The 16,581-nt window shown below is 71.0% G+C and carries 14 protein-coding genes and 1 pseudogene; 6 read left to right on the forward strand and 9 right to left on the reverse strand.

Annotated features, from left to right (window positions below):
* Positions 1-80: 80 nt before the first annotated feature.
* Positions 81-716 (forward strand): annotated as a pseudogene (locus ACFQU4_RS14610) (CDP-glycerol glycerophosphotransferase family protein); the annotation flags it as partial.
* Between the two features lie 217 nt (positions 717-933).
* Here ACFQU4_RS14610 and ACFQU4_RS14615 read toward each other — a convergent pair.
* Together ACFQU4_RS14615 and ACFQU4_RS14620 are read right to left on the reverse strand one after the other, a co-directional pair.
* On the reverse strand, positions 934-1,623 hold the full coding sequence (locus tag ACFQU4_RS14615) for a response regulator (RefSeq protein WP_377493016.1): 690 nt from the start codon (positions 1,621-1,623) through the stop codon (positions 934-936).
* Positions 1,620-3,227 (reverse strand): ATP-binding protein, encoded by a 1,608-nt coding sequence (locus ACFQU4_RS14620; RefSeq protein ID WP_377493018.1) that lies wholly within the window; start codon positions 3,225-3,227, stop codon positions 1,620-1,622. The genes ACFQU4_RS14615 and ACFQU4_RS14620 overlap by 4 nt, the downstream gene beginning before the upstream one ends.
* A gap of 190 nt (positions 3,228-3,417) precedes the next feature.
* Between ACFQU4_RS14620 and ACFQU4_RS14625 the strand changes: the two genes are divergently transcribed.
* The gene (locus ACFQU4_RS14625; protein ID WP_377493020.1) at positions 3,418-4,809 is read left to right on the forward strand and encodes a cation:dicarboxylate symporter family transporter; all 1,392 of its coding nucleotides are present in this window, start codon (positions 3,418-3,420) and stop codon (positions 4,807-4,809) included.
* Positions 4,810-4,913: 104 nt separating this feature from the next.
* A complete protein-coding gene (locus tag ACFQU4_RS14630) occupies positions 4,914-6,128 on the forward strand; it encodes an Nramp family divalent metal transporter (RefSeq protein ID WP_377493022.1) in 1,215 nt (404 codons plus the stop codon).
* Positions 6,129-6,134: 6 nt separating this feature from the next.
* Here ACFQU4_RS14630 and ACFQU4_RS14635 read toward each other — a convergent pair whose 3' ends face one another.
* Positions 6,135-7,460: a dipeptidase gene (locus ACFQU4_RS14635; RefSeq protein ID WP_377493024.1), complete on the reverse strand. Its 1,326-nt coding sequence runs from the start codon at positions 7,458-7,460 to the stop codon at positions 6,135-6,137.
* A gap of 36 nt (positions 7,461-7,496) precedes the next feature.
* On the opposite strand from ACFQU4_RS14635, the gene ACFQU4_RS14640 reads away from it, so the two are divergent.
* Positions 7,497-8,714, forward strand: coding sequence for a pyridoxal phosphate-dependent aminotransferase (locus ACFQU4_RS14640; protein WP_377493026.1), 1,218 nt, complete (start codon positions 7,497-7,499; stop codon positions 8,712-8,714).
* Here ACFQU4_RS14640 and ACFQU4_RS14645 read toward each other — a convergent pair whose 3' ends face one another.
* Positions 8,715-9,308, reverse strand: a complete 594-nt coding sequence (locus ACFQU4_RS14645) for a TetR family transcriptional regulator (RefSeq protein ID WP_377493028.1) — start codon at positions 9,306-9,308, stop codon at positions 8,715-8,717.
* 69 nt (positions 9,309-9,377) lie between these two features.
* Between ACFQU4_RS14645 and ACFQU4_RS14650 the strand changes: the two genes are divergently transcribed.
* A complete protein-coding gene (locus ACFQU4_RS14650) occupies positions 9,378-10,280 on the forward strand; it encodes an SDR family NAD(P)-dependent oxidoreductase (protein WP_377493030.1) in 903 nt (300 codons plus the stop codon).
* Between the two features lie 64 nt (positions 10,281-10,344).
* On the opposite strand, the gene purL is transcribed toward ACFQU4_RS14650, so the two are convergent.
* From purL to ACFQU4_RS14675, 5 genes are read right to left on the reverse strand one after another with little or no spacing between them, the layout of a single operon-like run.
* Positions 10,345-12,606: a phosphoribosylformylglycinamidine synthase subunit PurL gene (gene purL, locus ACFQU4_RS14655; RefSeq protein WP_377493032.1), complete on the reverse strand. Its 2,262-nt coding sequence runs from the start codon at positions 12,604-12,606 to the stop codon at positions 10,345-10,347.
* A gap of 25 nt (positions 12,607-12,631) precedes the next feature.
* Positions 12,632-13,309: a phosphoribosylformylglycinamidine synthase subunit PurQ gene (gene purQ / locus ACFQU4_RS14660; protein ID WP_377493034.1), complete on the reverse strand. Its 678-nt coding sequence runs from the start codon at positions 13,307-13,309 to the stop codon at positions 12,632-12,634.
* On the reverse strand, positions 13,309-13,587 hold the full coding sequence (gene purS / locus ACFQU4_RS14665; RefSeq protein WP_377493036.1) for a phosphoribosylformylglycinamidine synthase subunit PurS: 279 nt from the start codon (positions 13,585-13,587) through the stop codon (positions 13,309-13,311). Before purS ends, purQ begins: the two co-directional genes overlap by 1 nt.
* Positions 13,588-13,615: 28 nt before the next feature.
* Positions 13,616-14,416 carry a hypothetical protein gene (locus ACFQU4_RS14670; protein WP_377493038.1) on the reverse strand — a complete coding sequence of 267 codons (801 nt, stop codon included), beginning with the start codon at positions 14,414-14,416 and terminating at the stop codon, positions 13,616-13,618.
* A complete protein-coding gene (locus tag ACFQU4_RS14675; protein WP_377493040.1) occupies positions 14,413-15,687 on the reverse strand; it encodes an ATP-binding cassette domain-containing protein in 1,275 nt (424 codons plus the stop codon). The genes ACFQU4_RS14670 and ACFQU4_RS14675 overlap by 4 nt, the downstream gene beginning before the upstream one ends.
* Here ACFQU4_RS14675 and ACFQU4_RS14680 point away from each other — a divergent pair.
* Positions 15,611-16,543, forward strand: a complete 933-nt coding sequence (locus tag ACFQU4_RS14680; protein WP_377493042.1) for a hypothetical protein — start codon at positions 15,611-15,613, stop codon at positions 16,541-16,543. The two genes, ACFQU4_RS14675 and ACFQU4_RS14680, sit on opposite strands and share 77 nt — an antisense overlap.
* Positions 16,544-16,581: the final 38 nt, after the last annotated feature.

Here is a 16,581-nt window from a genome sequence, read left to right on the forward strand (position 1 = left end):
CGATCCCCGCCATCAGGGAACTCACCAGGGCACCGATCATGGTCCCGGACCCGGCCGACGTGTCGCGCAGCCTGGACCGGATGGTGGTGCCGACGCTGCGGGCCGCGTTCTACGTGCAGGGCAGCCCGGCGAACCAGACCTTCCAGCGGTTCCGCACCCTCACCCACATCTGGCTCAACCACGGCGACTCCGACAAGCCGGCCAACTTCCATCCCCGGCACGCCAGCTACGACCGGTTGTTCGTCGCCGGACGGCTCGCGATCCAGCGGTACGCCGACCACGGGATCACCGTGCCGGACGAGAAGTTCGTCCTGATCGGCCGGCCCCAGATCGAGCGGATCGCCGTGGCCGACGAGGCCCGGCCGGGCGATCCGCGGACCGTGCTCTACGCGCCGACCTGGCGCGGCGGACGGGAGAGCACGAACTACTGCTCGCTGGCCTGGGGCGCCGGGATCGTCCGGGCGTTGCTGGACCGCGGCGTGATCGTGATCTTCCGGCCGCACCCGCTGAGCCACCGCGATCCCGACGACGCGCGCCGGATCGCCGAGATCCACCGGCTGCTGGCCGATGATCAACAACGGTCCGGCCGGCCGCACCGCTGGGGCGCGGCCGCGGAGGTGGACGCCGAGGTGGCCGACTGCTGCAACGCCGCCGACGTGTTGATCACCGACGTCTCCTCGGTCGCGTCGGACTTCCTGGCCTCCGGCAAGCCGTTCGCGATGATCACCACGAAGCTCGACGCCGACGCCTTCCGGGCCGAGTTCAAGGTCGCCAACGCCGGTTACGTGATCGGCCCCGAGCTGGCCGGGCTGGAGCCGGTTCTTGATCAACTTCTCGGGCCGGACGAGCTGCGGCGGGACCGGCTGGCCTTCCGTACCCGCTGTCTGGGGGATCGGCTCGGCCCGGCGGCAGCCGAGCCCTTCCTGGAGGCGGTCACCGAGATTCTGGACCGGTCCAGCGATACTCCACCTCCGGGCGGCCCGGCCCACCGTAGCGAGAGTCCCGCTCAGCCAGCCGGGTCTCGGCCAGGTGCTCCAGGTAGCGCCGCGCCGTGACCCGGGAGACACCCACCGTGGCAGCCACCTCGGCCGCCGAGGCCGCGCCCTGCCGGAGCAGTGCCGTGACCCGCTGCAGCGTGTCCGGGCTGAGGCCCTTGGGCAGTTCCTCCTGGCCGGGCGGCGGGCGGAGCAACCCGATCATGGCGTCGATGCCGGACTGGTTCACCACCTCGGGCCCCGCGGCCAGCTGCTCCCGGTAGGCGGCATAGGACTCGAGCTTGGCCCGGAAGCCGGCGAAGGTGAACGGCTTCAGCAGGTACGACACCACGCCCTGCGCCACCGCCTGCCGGATCAGCGCCACCTCCCGGGCCGAGGTCACCGCGATCACGTCGCAGGCGCGGCCGGTGCCGCGGACCAGCCGGAGCAGCTCGAGGCCGTGGGTGTCCGGCAGGTTCATGTCCAGCAGGATCAGGTCGACCGCCGGATCGGCGTTCAGCACCCGGACCGCATCGGCGGCCGAATGGGCCACCCCGGCCACGGCGAACCCGGCCAGCCGGCGCAGATACTCCGCCGCGGCCTCGGCCGCGATCGGCTCGTCCTCGACCACCAGCACTCGGAAGGTCATCCTGGTTCCCCGTTCGGTGCCGCCGTCGGCGCGACCATGATCACGAACTCGGCGCCGCCCAGGTCGCTCCGGCCGACATCGATCCGGCCGGACAGCCGCCGCACCGTCTGCACGACCAGGGCCAGGCCGATCCCACGGCCGTGGGCGCCGGCCGGCTTGCTGGACCAGCCGCGGTCGAATGCGTACAGCCGGGCGGCGGCGCTGAGCCCGGGACCGCTGTCGCCGACGGCGATCCGGAGCGACTCCCCGCGCAGGGTGATCTCGATCTCGACCTGACGGGTGCCGTCCGGCCGGGCGGCCGCGGCGTCGACGGCGTTGTCGATCAGGTTGCCGATCATGGTGATCAGGTCGCGGGACTGGAACCGGTGATCACCGACGACGTCGGCCGACTCGATGATCAACTCGACGCCCCGTTCGCCGGCCTGCTCCACCTTGCCGAGCAGCAGCGCCGCGACCACCGGATCCTCCACCTGCCCGACCACCCGGTCGGTCAGCCGCTGGGCCAGTTCCAGTTCCGCCGTGGCGAAGTCGATCGCCTCGTCGGAGCGGCCCATCTCGATCAGGGACACCACCGTGTGCAGCCGGTTGGCGGCCTCGTGGCCCTGCGCCCGCAGCGAATCGGCCATCCCGCGCACCGCGTCCAGCTCGGTGGCGATCGCCTGCAGCTCGGTGTGATCACGGACCGTGACGACGAAGCCGAGGCTCCGGCCCTCGCTGGTGGTGGCCCGGCGGTTCAGGACCAGCAGCCGGTCCCCGACCAGCTGGACCTCGTCCCGTACCTGATCATCGCCGGTCAGCGCCGCGGTCAGCGTCTCCGGCAGTCCGAGCTCGCCGATCGGCCGGCCGGCCGGGTCGCCGGACAGGCCGAACAGGCGCACCGCCTCGTCGTTGGCCAGCCGGACCCGGCCGGACCCGTCGAGCAGGATCAGGCCCTCCCGGATCGAGTGCAGCACCGCGTCGTAGTACTCGTACATCCGGCTCAGCTCGGCCGGCCCGAGCCCGTGCGTCTGGCGGCGCAGCCGGCGGCCGATCACGGCGGCGCCGATCACGCCGATCAGCAGCGCGATCCCGATCGCGCCGACCAGCGCGGGCAGGCTCCGCAGGACGGCGGCATCGATCCGCGCGATGGTGATCCCGACCGAGACCAGTGCCACCACCCGGCCGTCGGCGGTCACCGGGACCACCGCTCGCATCGAGGGCCCCAGCGTGCCGGCGTACTGCTCGACGTGGCTGCGGCCCTGCCGCGCCGGTTCGATCGAGCCGAGGAACCGTTGGCCGATGACGGCCGGATTCGGATGCGTGTAACGGATCCCGTCCGGGTCCATGATCACGACGAAGTCGGTCTCGGTGTCCAGCCGGACCCGCTCCGCGTACGGCTGCAGGGTCGCCGACGGGTCGGCCGCGTCGACCGCCCGGACGATCTCCGGCGAATCGGCGACGCTGCGGGCGATCGCGAGCGCGCGGTCGCCGGCCCACTGCTCGGCGTCCAGCCGGGCGTCGACGTACCCGAAGCCGGCGGCCAGCCCGATCACCACCAGCGCCGCGGCGAGTTGCAGCGCCATGATCTGGCCGGCAACGGTCGGGCCTCGTGACTTCGTTGCCACCGCGCCCCCCTTTCTTCTGGAGCAAGGGGGGCGACCCCCTTGAACCCCCGCTCCGCTCCGCGAACGGACAGGCACACTTCCTTGCCGATTCCGAAGAACTCTATGTACGAAAGCCCGTCCCGGGCACCCACCTGCCCCACCGTGAGAGCACCGTCCGGATTCGAGAACAGCGTCGTCCCGAGGAGCCACCATGTCATCCACCGGCAGCGAAACCGTAATCCCGCCGCCCCTGTCGGGCCGCAAACGGAAGCGCGACAAGACCCACTTCCTCTACATCGCGGTGATCGTCGCCGTCCTGCTGGGCATCCTGGTCGGCCTGGTCGCCCCGGACGTCGGCAAGGCCATGAAGCCGCTCGGCACCGGCTTCGTCGACCTGATCCGGATGATGATCACCCCGGTGATCTTCTGCACCCTGGTGCTCGGCATCGGTTCGGTCCGCAGCGCCGCCCAGGTCGGCCGGGTCGGCAGCATCGCCCTGGTCTACTTCATCGGGATGTCGACCGTCGCACTGGCGATCGGGCTGGTGGTCGGCAACGTGCTGCATCCCGGCGAGGGGCTGCGGCTCACCGACGAACTGGCCGGGCAGGGCCAGAAGCAGGCCGAGGGCGGCGAGGAATCGACCGTCGACTTCGTCCTCAACATCATCCCGGACACCCTGTTCTCGGCCCTGACCACGGAGACCGTGCTGCAGACGCTGCTGGTCGCCCTGCTGGTCGGCTTCGCCTTGCAGGCGATGGGCAAGACCGGCGAGCCGATCCTGCGCGGCATCGGGCACCTGCAGAAGCTGGTCTTCCGGGTGCTCGCGATGATCATGTGGGTGGCCCCGGTCGGCGCCTTCGGCGCGATCGCGGCGGTGGTCGGCGCGACCGGCGTCGACGCGCTGCGCAGCATGGCGGTGATCATGGTCGGCTTCTACGCGACCTGCATCGTGTTCGTCTTCGGCGTGCTCGGCCTGATGCTGAAGATCTTCACCGGACTGAACATCTTCAAGGTGCTGCGCTATCTGGCCCGGGAGTTCCTGCTGATCGTCTCCACCTCGTCGTCGGAGTCGGCGCTGCCCCGGCTGATCGCGAAGATGGAGCACCTCGGCGTGTCCCGGTCCACCGTCGGCGTCGTGGTGCCGACCGGCTACTCCTTCAACCTCGACGGTACGGCGATCTACCTGACCATGGCCTCGCTGTTCATCGCCTCGGCGATGGGCGACCCGCTCCAACTGCCGGAACAGATCTCGTTGCTGATCTTCATGATGATCGCCTCGAAGGGAGCGGCCGGGGTCACCGGTGCCGGCCTGGCCACCCTGGCCGGCGGCCTGAACTCGCACCGGCCGGACCTGGTCGACGGCGTCGGACTGATCGTCGGCATCGACCGGTTCATGTCGGAGGCGCGAGCGCTGACCAACTTCGCCGGCAACTCGGTGGCCACCCTGCTGGTCGGCACCTGGACCAGGACGATCGACCGGGATCAGGTGCGCCGGGTGCTCGCCGGCCAGGATCCGTTCGACGAGACGACCATGGTCGACGACGATCATGAACCGGCCCGGGAGTCGGTCGCCGAGCCGGTCAAGGAGCCGGCGAACGCCTGACCGGCACTGACCGCAATCGGTTGCACCGAGCGGCGAGACGATCTTGACGCGGCTCGCTGGGGCCACCAAGCTTGTGCGGAAACCCCTCCCGGACAAGGATTTCCATGAGCACAGTCCCCGCTCCGGCCCGCACCGGGCTGCGCGGCCGGCTCGGCCCGGCGTTCATCACCGCCGCCCTGGTCTTCGGACCCGGCAGCATCACCACGGCGAGTTCGATGGGCGCCGGGTTCTCGTACCAGCTGGTCTGGGTGCCGGTGATCGCGACGCTGCTGATGCTCTGCTTCGTCGACCTCGCGGTCCGGATCGGGCTGAGCACCGACACCGGACCGGTGGCCACGATCGAGCGCCGGCTCGGCCGGGTGGTCGCGGCCGGTGTCGGGATCGGCGGGTTCCTGGTGACGGCGTCGTTCCAGGCCGGCAACTCGGCCGGCACCGGGGCGGCCGGCTCCGTGCTGTTCGGCGGCGGCGCCGCGATCACCGCCGCCGTGTTCACCCTGCTCGGGATCGGCTTCCTCTGGCTGCCGTCGTTCTACAAGTACCTCGAGCGCACCATGGTCGTGATCATCCTGGTGATGCTGCTGATCTTCGTGATCACCGCGGTGGTGTCCCGGCCCGATCCGCTGGCCATGCTCGGCGGGCTGGTGCCGTCCCTGCCCACCGGGTCGGCGGCGCTGGTCGTCGGCGCCGCGGCGACCACGTTCTCGGTGGTCGGTGCGCTCTACCAGATCCAGCTGGTCCGGGAGAAGGGCTGGGGTCCGGCGGACTACCGCACCGCCCGCCGGGACGCGGTCGTCGGCACCCTGATCCTCGGCACGCTGTCGCTGGTGATCATGGTCGCCGCCGCCGCGGTGCTCCACCCGGCCGGGGTGAAGGTGACTGCGCCGACCGACATGGCGGCGATCCTGACCCCGACCGTCGGCCGTTGGGCGACTGTCCTGTTCGCGCTGGGCCTGTGGGCCGCCGCCTTCTCGTCGCTGGTCGGCAACAGCACGATCGGCGGCGGCCTGCTGGCCGGCACGTTCAAGATCGACCGCGGCGGGCTGCAGTCGGTGCCGGTCAAGATCTGCATCACCGCGGTGATGGTGCTCGGCGGCGTGGTCGCGATCGCCTTCGGCCGGGTGCCGCTGCAGTTGATCATCACGGCCCAGGCCGTCACCATCCTGGTCGCCCCGTTGATCGGGATCGTGATGCTCGTGCTGGCCCGGCACCGTGATCGCGGTGCGCTCCGGATCGGCATCCCGCAGTTCGTCCTCGCCCTGGTCGGGCTCGCGTTCCTGTTCCTGCTCGCCGCGAACTACGTCCGGAACCTGCTGGCCTGAGCCTGATCAACCGGCGAGCCGCTCCAGGAACAGCGCCTCGGCCAGGCAGGCGGCCCGGAAGTCGCCCAGGTGCAGGGATTCGTCGATCCCGTGCGCCCGGCAGGCCGGGTCGCCGACGGCGGTCAGGAAGATCGCCGCCTCCGGGTACGCGGTCGCGAACTCGGCCGCCATCGGGATCGACCCGCCCTGCCCCATCAGCACCGGCTCGACGCCCCAGGCCTCCGTGATCGCCCCGCCCAGCGCGTCGGCGAACCGGCCCTCGAACGGGATCCGGGACGGCTGCCCGAGATCGCCCGGGGTGACGGTCACCTGGGCACCCCAGGGCGCGTTCGCGGTCAAATGCTCGGCCAGGCTGCGCAGTGCGGTCGGCGCGTCGTCGCCGGGCGCCAGCCGCATGCTGATCTTGGCCCGCGCCGTGGCGTGCAAGGTATTGGAGGCCTTCGCCACCGGCGTCGCGTCCAGCGCGATCACCGCGATGGCCGCCTTCTCCCACAGCCGCTGCCCGACCGATCCCTCGCCGAGCGTCCGTACCGAATCGAGCATGCCCGACTCGGCCCGGAACCGCCCCTCGGGATAGTCGAGGTCCGGCCCGGCGCCGGCGACCAGGCCGGGCACGGCGACGTTTCCTTGATCATCGTGCAGAGTGGCCAGCAGCCGGCAGAGTGCGGTCAGCGCGTCCGGGGCGACCCCGCCGAACGAGCCGGAGTGGATCGCGTGATCAAGGGTGCGCACCTCGACGACGCAGTCGGCCAGGCCGCGCAACGTCGTGGTCAGCGCGGGCCGGCCGGCCTCCCAGTTGCCGGAGTCGGCGATCACGAACGCGTCCGACGCGAGGGCCTCCCGGTGCGCCGACAGCAGCTTGGCGAGCCCGGGCGACCCGATCTCCTCCTCGCCTTCGATGAACAGCTTCACCCCGACCGGCGGCCGGCCGTCGAAGGCCCGCAGCGCCGCCAGATGGACGGCCAGGCCGCCCTTGTCGTCCGCCGTGCCGCGACCGTACAGCCGGCCGTCCCGTTCGGTGGCCTGGAACGGCGGCGTGGTCCACTGCGCGACGTCGCCCTCGGGCTGCACGTCGTGGTGCGCGTAGAGGCAGACGGTCGGCGCGCCGGGCGGCGCCGGGAACGAAGCGATCACGGCGGGCTGGCTGGCCTCGGTGACGATCTCGACCGTCTCGGCCCCGGCCTCGCGGATCAGCTGCGCGGCCAGCTCGGCGCTGGCCTGCACCTGGTCGGCCCGGCCCGGATCGGCGCTCACCGATTCGACCGCGACCAGCCGCTTGAGATCGTCCAGGACTCCGGGCAGCACCCGCTGCATCGCTTCACGTACAGTCATGTGGAACACCCTACGGAATACGGAATGCGAGCAGCCATGCGTCCGATCATCCAGAGCCGCAAGCTTCGCGGAGTCCGCTATGACGTCCGCGGCCCGATCCTGACCGAGGCGGAGCGGCTCGAGGCCGAGGGCCACAAGATCCTCAAGCTCAACATCGGCAACCTGGCCCTGTTCGGTTTCGACGCCCCGGAGGCGATCGTCGCCGACATGGTGCACCACCTGCCGAACTCGCAGGGGTACGGCGACTCGCGCGGCCTCTACTCGGCCCGGACCGCGGTCGCCCATCACTACCAGGCCAGGGGCCTCACCGAGACCACCGTCGGCGACGTGTTCATCGGCAACGGGGTGTCGGAGTTGATCACGATGGTGCTGCAGGCCTTCGTGGACGACGGCAACGAGATCCTGGTGCCGGCCCCGGACTACCCGCTCTGGACCGGCGCGGTGACCCTGGCCGGCGGCACCCCGGTGCACTACCGCTGCGACGAGGACAACGGCTGGGACCCGGACCTGGCCGACATCGAGTCCAAGATCACCGAGAACACCCACGCGATCGTGATCATCAACCCGAACAACCCGACCGGCGCGGTGTACGCCGAGGACACCGTCCGCAAGCTGGTCGACATCGCCCGCCGACACGACCTGGTGATCTTCTCCGACGAGATCTACGAGAAGATCATCTTCGACGACGCGGTGCACCACCACACCGCGGCCTACTCCGGCGACGACGTCCTCTGCCTGACCTTCTCCGGCCTGTCCAAGGCCTACCGGGTCTGCGGCTACCGGGCCGGCTGGGTGATGATCTCCGGCCCGCGGCACCTGGCCGGCGACTTCCTGGAGGGCCTGACCCTGCTGGCCAACATGCGGATGTGCCCGAACGTTCCGGCCCAGCACGCGATCCAGACCGCGCTCGGCGGCTACCAGTCGATCAACGAGTTCATCGAGCCCGGCGGCCGGTTCTACGAGCAGAGCAAGCTCGCCTGGCGGATGCTGAACGAGATCGAGGGGATCAGCTGCGTCGAGCCCCGCGGCGCCCTCTACTGCTTCCCGAAGCTGGACGTGGAGATGTTCGGGGTCGACGACGACGAGAAGTTCGTGCTGGACCTGCTGCGGGCCAAGAAGCTGCTGGTCACCCACGGCACCGGCTTCAACTGGCCCGCCCCGGACCACTTCCGCCTGGTCACCCTGCCCGACACCGAGGTGCTCACCGAGGCCATCGAGCGGATCGCCGACTTCCTGGACAGCATTCGACGTTGATCATCGTCGTCCCTGGGTGAGCCGGACCCGAACCAGCGCGAAGCCCCGTTCCAACAGCGCCGAACGATCCGCGGCCCCGTCCGACCGCAGCCATTCGCCGGCAACCGCATCGAGGACGGCCGCCGCCGCGTTGGTGAGCAGATCCGCCGTGTACGCGTCGATCCCGGCTCCCGGCCACGCCTGCAGCGCCCGGCTGACCTGATGACGCCACTCGGCCCGCCGCTGATGGAGCCGTCCGCCCAGGGCCGGATTGGCCTCGATCAGCCGCAGCGCCGTCGCCGCCCGCTCGCTCCGATGGATCTCCTCCTGCCAGTCCCGCAGCACGTGGTGCAGGGATTTCCACGGGTCCTCGCCGGCGGGCCGCGCCCCGAGGTCGGCCACCACCCTTTCCCCGGTGACGTCGATGCCTTCGAAGACGACGTCCTCCTTGGTCGGGAAGTAGCGGAAAAAGCTGCGCTTCGTCAGCCCCGCCGCACGCGCGATCTCGTCGACCGTCGTCGCCTCGAAACCCTGCCGCGCGAACAGATCCACCGCGACCTCGGCCAGCTCCGCCCGTACCGCTCGACGCGTTCGATCCCGTAGTCCCTCTGGCATGGCACTCAGCCTACTTTGTAGCATGTAGTGTCTATCTTGACACCGAGTGACACGAAGGAGAAGTGCCGCATGACGATGGAGGGAAAGATCGCGCTGGTGACGGGGAGCACCGGAGGAATCGGCAAGGAGACCGCGCGGCAGCTGGCCGAGCTCGGCGCCGGCGTCATTCTGGTCGGCCGCAACCCGGACCGGGCCGAGGCCGCGGCCGCCGAACTCCGCCGGGCCACCGCCAACGATGAGGTCATGGCCCTTCCGGCCGACCTGTCCCGGCTCGGCGACGTTCACCGACTCGCCCGGCAGCTGGCCGACCGCGCCGACCGCCTGGATGTCCTGATCAACAACGCGGGCGCCGCCAGGTCGCAGCGGGAACTGACCGAGGACGGCATCGAGACCGCGTTCGCCGTCAACGTCGTCGCGCCGTTCTGCCTGACCCACTGGCTGCTGCCGGTCCTGATCAATTCACCGCAGGCACGAGTGATCAACATCGCCGGCGGCGTTCCGCGGGGGCCGATCGACCTGGACAACCTGCAGGGCGAGAAGTCCTACGTGGGCCTGTCCTTCTACAACCAGACCAAGCTCGCCTCGATGGCGATGAGCTACCGCTTCGCCGAAGAACTCGCCGGCACGGACATCTCGGTGAACTCCGCGTACCCGGGTCACGCCTACACGTCGATGAACCAGGATCTTCCGACCGAGGCCTACCCGGCCGTCGCCCGCCCGATCGTGCCGCTGCTGCGCCGGGCCATGCCCGTCCTGTACGGCCGGCGCGCCCTGATCAACGCCACCCGCTCCAGCGTCTCCCTGGCCTCCGGCTCCGAGGTCAGGACCGGCAGCTACGTCAACAGCAAGGCCAGCCCGGCCCGGTGGCCGAGGGCCGTCCTGGACCAGAACACCCGGGACACCATCTGGGACCTCTGTGAGCGGCTGCGCGATCGCTGGGTGTTGTCGCAGAAGTCCCCCGCTGTGGGGTGAAAGGGCCGCATTCAGCCACTTTCGCCCAGAGCGAGGGACCTTCGCGACAGTGGTGCCCCTAAGGTCAGGCGACCCCGAGTGTCTCGGGTACGGGAGCGGTCCAGGTCTCCCGGATCCGGTCCAGCGGCAGCGTGAACTGGTCGGTGACGGCGAGCTCGGCCGCCTCGGTCACCTCACCGAGCCGGGTCCGCGGGACGCCGTGGGTGGCGCAGAGGCCGAGGAACTCGGCGCGCGACTCCGGGCGGACCGAGACCAGCACCCGGCCGGAGCTCTCCGAGAAGAGGGACACGAACGGGGTCGGGCCGGCCGGCAGCTCGACCGTGGCGCCGAGGTTGTTGCGCAGCGTCGTTTCCACCAGGGCCTGGGCCAGGCCGCCGTCGGACAGGTCGTGCGCGCTGGCCAGGATGCCGCGCCGGGACCCGGTGATCAACAACTCGGCCAGCCGGCGTTCATGATCGAGATCGAGCTCCGGCGGGCGGCCGCCGAGATGATCATGGACGACGCCGGCCCAGACCGACCCGGCCAGCTCGTCGGCCGTCTTGCCGAGCAGGAAGATCACGTCGCCGGCCTGCTGGAAGCCGGACGGCGTCCGCTTGGTCACGTCGTCGATCACGCCGAGTACGCCGACCACCGGCGTCGGCAGGATCGCCACGTCGCCGGTCTGGTTGTAGAAGCTCACGTTGCCGCCGGTGACCGGCGTGCCGAGCTCGCCACAGGCCTCGACCAGGCCGCGGATCGCCTCCGAGAACTGCCACATCACGGCGGGTTCCTCGGGTGAGCCGAAGTTGAGGCAGTCGCTCACCGCGACCGGGCGGGCACCCGACACGGCGACGTTGCGGTACGCCTCGGCCAGCGCCAGTTTCGCGCCCTGGTAGGGATCCAGGTAGCAGAACCGGCCGTTGCAGTCGGTCGCCAGCGCGACGCCGAGCCCGGACTGCTCGTCGATCCTGATCATGCCTGCGTCCTCGGGCTGGGCCAGCACCGAGTTGCCGCGGACATAGCGGTCGTACTGATCGGTCACCCAGGACCGGTCGCACAGGGCGGACGAGCCGGCCAGCCGGAGCAGCGTCTCGGCGAGCTCCTCGCCGGTCTCCGGCCGGGCAAGATCATCGACGCCGCGGGCCTGCACCTCGTCCTGCCAGTCCGGCCGGGCCAGCGGGCGTTCGTAGACCGGCCCCTCGTGCGCCACCGTACGGGGATCGACGTCGACGATCGTCTCGCCGTGCCAGTCGATCACCAGCCGCTTGTCGCCGGTCACCTCGCCGACCACGGTCGCCTGGACGTCCCACTTGGCGCAGATCTCCATGAACTTCTCGACGTCGGCCGGTGCGACGACCGCCATCATCCGTTCCTGGGACTCGCTCATCAGGATCTCTTCCGGCGCCAGCGTCGGGTCCCGCAGCGGCACCAGGTCGAGCTCGACGTGCATGCCGCCGTCGCCGGCCGCGGCCAGTTCCGAGGTGGCGCAGGAGATCCCGGCCGCGCCGAAGTCCTGGATGCCGTTGATCACGCCCGCCGCGAACAGCTCCAGCGTGCACTCGATCAGCAGCTTCTCCATGAACGGGTCGCCGACCTGGACACTGGGCCGCTTCGCCGTACTGCCGTCCGCAAAGGATTCCGAGGCCAGGATCGACGCGCCGCCGATGCCGTCACCACCGGTCGCGGCGCCGTACAAGATCACCTTGTTGCCGGTGCCGGTCGCATGCGCCAGGTGCAGGTCCTCGTGCCGCAGCACGCCGACGCACAGGGCGTTGACCAGTGGGTTGCCAAGATAGGTGGGATCGAACGCCACCTCGCCGCCGACGTTGGGCAGGCCGAGACAGTTGCCGTACTGGCCGACGCCGGCGACCACGCCGGGCAGCACCCGCGCGGTGTCCGGTGCGTCCAGCGGGCCGAACCGGAGCGAGTCCATCACGCCGATCGGCCGGGCGCCCATGGCCAGGATGTCGCGGACGATGCCGCCGACCCCGGTCGCGGCGCCCTGGAACGGCTCGACGTAGCTCGGGTGGTTGTGCGATTCGATCTTGAACGTGACCGCGTAGCCCTGGCCGACGTCGATCACGCCGGCGTTCTCGCCGATCCCGGCCAGCATCTTGCCGACCGGCGTCTCCTGGGTCAGCTCACCGAACCGGCGCAGGTGCACCTTGGACGACTTGTACGAGCAGTGTTCGGACCACATCACCGAATACATGGCCAGCTCGGCCGAGGTCGGCCGGCGGTCCAGGATGGTCCGGATCCGCTCGTACTCGTCGGCCTTCACTCCGAGGTCGGCCCAGGGCTGTTCCTGGTCAGGCGTCTTGATCGCGTTCTCAACGGTGTCGGCCACGTGACAATTCCTAGGTACGGGGCCGTCAGGCCCGGGCGGCGAGGAAACTCAGGACGCTCTCGAAGAACGGCCGGCCGTCGGTGGTCGGTCCGGTGAGGGTCTCGACGTTGTGCTCCGGGTGCGGCATCAGGCCGACCACGTTGCCGCGTTCGTTGCAGATCCCGGCGATGTCGCGGTACGAGCCGTTCGGGTTGCCGTTCAGGTAGCGGAACACGACCCGGCCCTCGCCCTCGAGCTGGTCCAGGGTCGGCTCGTCGGCGACGTACCCGCCCTCACCGTTCTTGAGCACGATGGTGATCTCCTGGCCCTGCTCGAACGCCGAGGTCCAGGTGGTGTCGGTCGACTCGACTCGCAGCCGCTGGTCCCGGCAGACGAAGGTCCGGACATCGTTGCGGACCAGCGCCCCGGGCAGCAGGTGTGCCTCGCAGAGGATCTGGAAGCCGTTGCAGATGCCGAGCACCGGCATCCCGGCCTGGGCCGAGCTGATCACCTCGGTCATGATCGGGGCGAACCGGGCGATCGCACCGCAGCGCAGATAGTCGCCGTACGAGAAGCCGCCGGGCAGGATCACCGCGTCGACCCCGTCCAGCGAGTCGCTGCCGTGCCACAGCGGGACCGACTCCGCGCCGGTCAGCCGGATCGCGCGCAGCGCGTCCTGGTCGTCGAGCGAACCGGGGAAGGTGACGACGCCGATGCGAGGCATCAGGCCGTGACCTCCGCGGCCGCCGGTTCCTCGGAGTCGGCCTCGACCCGGACCGTGAAGGTCTCGATCACGGTGTTCGCCAGCAGCGTCTCCGCCGCCTTCTCCACCTCGGCCAGCCGCTCCGGGGTCGCCTCCCCGTCCAGTTCCAGCTCGAATCGCTTGCCCTGCCGGACCGAGATCCCCGAGAAGCCGAGTCGACCGAGTGCGCCGGTGACGGCCTTGCCCTGCGGATCGAGAATTTCCGGCTTCGGCATCACATCCACCACTACGCGCGCCATGCTCGGAATCCTATCGGCAGCTCGCCGATCACTCGACATCGCGGCGGATGGTGAGCAGCGTCCCGATCACGCCGGGAACCAGACACCAGCCGATCAGCACCAGCGCGGCCAGTCCGGGCGGGAACGGGTTCGCGCTCAGCATCATCAGCGGACTGTGGCTCTGCACCATCGCGGCGGTGGCGCCGCCGGGCAGCAGATTCTGGACCAGCGTCCAGCCCTGCTGGGCGAAGATCGCGGACAGCGTCGGGTCGACCAGGAAGCAGAATCCGAGCACCACGGCGAGCGTGATCACGACGTCGCGGATCAGCACGCCGGCGGCACAGCCGATCAGCGACCAGACGGTGACCGACAGCACCCCGAGCAGCAGCGCACCCCAGGTCCCGCCCTGGTCCAGGAACAACGAACCGCCGCAGGCGATCACGAAACCGATCGCGACGACGAGGCCGATGACGACGCTGATCAGCCCGATGATCAGGCCGACCAGCAGCTGGGCGCCGGCCTTGGCGCCGATCACGCTGTAGCGGTTCGGGGTGGAGAGGTACGTCTGCGCGAGCGTCTTGTGGCTGTACTCCCGGCACATCGCCATCACGCCGGACACGACGGCCAGGATCCGGGTCATCGGGATGGCCCCGTTGAGGATGGCGATCACCGCACTCGGCTCCCGGCTCAGCACCGTCACCGGCTGCCCGGCAGCCAGTTCGGGCTGGATCACCAGCAGGCCGGCCAGGACCGCGGAGCCCAGACCGAGCAACAGACCCAGCAGCACCAGCACCCGGCTCGGCCGGTCGGCCCGGACCTTGAGGAGCTCCGCTCGCAGGACACGGATCATGCAGCGCCCTCGAGCGCGCTGAAGAACAGCTGCTCCAGGTCCAGTTCCTCGCGGACGAGTTCATACACGATGATGTCGGAGCGGTAGAGCCGGAACCCGATCTCGGTCACGTCCTGGCTTCGTACGCGGAGGAAGCGGCCGTCCTCGTCATTGCAGACGATCGTCTCGGCCAGGTCGGCCAGCGCGGTCCGGGCGGCGCTCAGGTCGTCCACCCGCAGTCGGGTGGTCCCGACGCCGGTCGCGGCCAGCCCGGCCATGTCGATCGTGTCGAGCAGCCGGCCGTCCCGGATCACCACCACGTCGTCGACGATCTGTTGGGCGTCCTTGAGCAGGTGGGACGAGATCAGCACGACCCGCCCGGTCGCCGCGAACGAACGCAGGAAGGCGCGCAGCCAGCGGATCCCCTCCGGGTCCAGCCCGATCGCCGGCTCGTCCAGGATCAGGTAGTCCGGCTCGCCGAGCAGGGCGCCTGCGATCGCCAGCCGCTGCTGCATCCCGAGCGAGTACGTCTCCGCGGGCCGGGCCGCCGCGTCGGCCAGGCCGACCAGGTAGAGCAGGTCGTCCACCTGCTCGTCGCTGACCCCGGCCGTCGCGGCCGCCACCCGGAGGTGGTCCCGGCCGCTGTGCCGCGGGTGGAAGTTGCGGCCGAGCACCGTACCGACCCGGCGTTGCGGGTGCCGCAGGCCGGCGTAGGAGTGGTCGCCGAACGTCGCCGTACCGGAGGCCGGCCGGGTCAGCCCGACCAGCATCCGCAGCGTCGTCGTCTTGCCGGCGCCGGTCGGCCCCAGCAGGCCGGTGACCCGGCCCGGCTGGGCGGTGAAGGACAGGTCCCGGACCGCCCATCGGTCGTCGAACTGCTTGCTCAGCCCGTCGATCAGGATCGGCTCGACGTCGACCGCCGGCATCAGGTTGGCGTCGACCTGGAGCGCACCGCTGCGGGCCCCGGAGCGCCGGCCGCGGCCGCGGGCCCCCGGCTCGGGGCGGGCTTCCAGTTCGGGGCGGGACCGCTGCCTCGGCTCCGGCCGGGCGACCGGCTCGGGCCGTTCCCGGCGCTCCGGCCGGGTCCGCGGGTCAGGCTTGCCGCGGGTCTCGGGGGCGAGCCACGAGCTGGGGTCGATCCGGCGTTCCGGGCCGGGCGGCGGTTCGGACCGGTCCCGGGGTTCCGGTCGCGGCGGCGCATCGGCGGCAAAGCGGGTGGTGCGTTCCGCGGGCTCGGCCGGGCTGGGCTGGGCCGCGGCGGCCGACCGCCGCGAGGGCCGCCCGGTCGGCACCGGGGCACCGGAGATCAGGGCCTCGAAGGAGCGCTCGCTGGGGTGCACGGCCCGGTCCGGTGCGGGATCGGGGCGCGAAGGTTCGGCCCCGCGGCTCGGCGTCGGCTCGGAGCGCGCAGCCAGGGACTCCCGGGCCGGCGTCTCCCGGGCCGCCGGGGACACCTCGACCGGTCGCGATGAGGCCCGGGCGGGCGGCCGTTCCGGCTCGGCCGGACGGCTCGGCGGGGTGGCCGGCCGGGCGGGTGCCGAGGAACCGAACAGGTCCGTGGTGGACGAGGTGTCCTTCCAGTACGAGCTGTCGATCGCGATGGGCGACGGCAGCGACAGCGGTGACGTGCCGGAGTCGCGGGACGGGGTCGGATCGGAGATCCGCGCCGACGGGATCGGGGCGGCAGATCGGGACGGCCGGACCGGGTCGGCCGACCGGGACGACGGCGGCTGCTGCTCGGCGGCGCGGGACGTCGTGGTCCGTGGCTCCGCGACCCGAGGCGGTACGGGCTCGGACCGGACGGCGCGGTCCGAACGTGCCGAAAGATCGGAGCGCTCCGGCGTCGTCGGCTCGGCGCGGGGCGGGCGAACCGGCTCCGACGAGGGGTGTCGCTCCCGTACGGCCGAGCGTTCCGGCGCCGACGACCGCTCGGCTGTCGACGAGCGTTCGGGTGCCGCTGACCGTCCGGGGGTGAAGGACCGATCCGGGGCGACAGGGCGTTCCGGGGCGACGGGGCGTTCCGGGGCGACGGGGCGTTCCGGCGCCCGGTACGGCTCGGGGGCGACGGACCGGGCCGGACGCCAGGAATCCCGCGAGTCCTGCGCCGAGCGGTCCGGGTCGTGGGCCGCGCCGCGGCCCGGCTCCTGATAGGCCCGCGAGGGACGATCCGGACGGCTCCCGGCGGG

Source organism: Microlunatus sp. GCM10028923, assembly GCF_042666975.1.
In the GTDB taxonomy this organism is placed as follows: Bacteria; Actinomycetota; Actinomycetes; order Propionibacteriales; family Propionibacteriaceae; genus Microlunatus.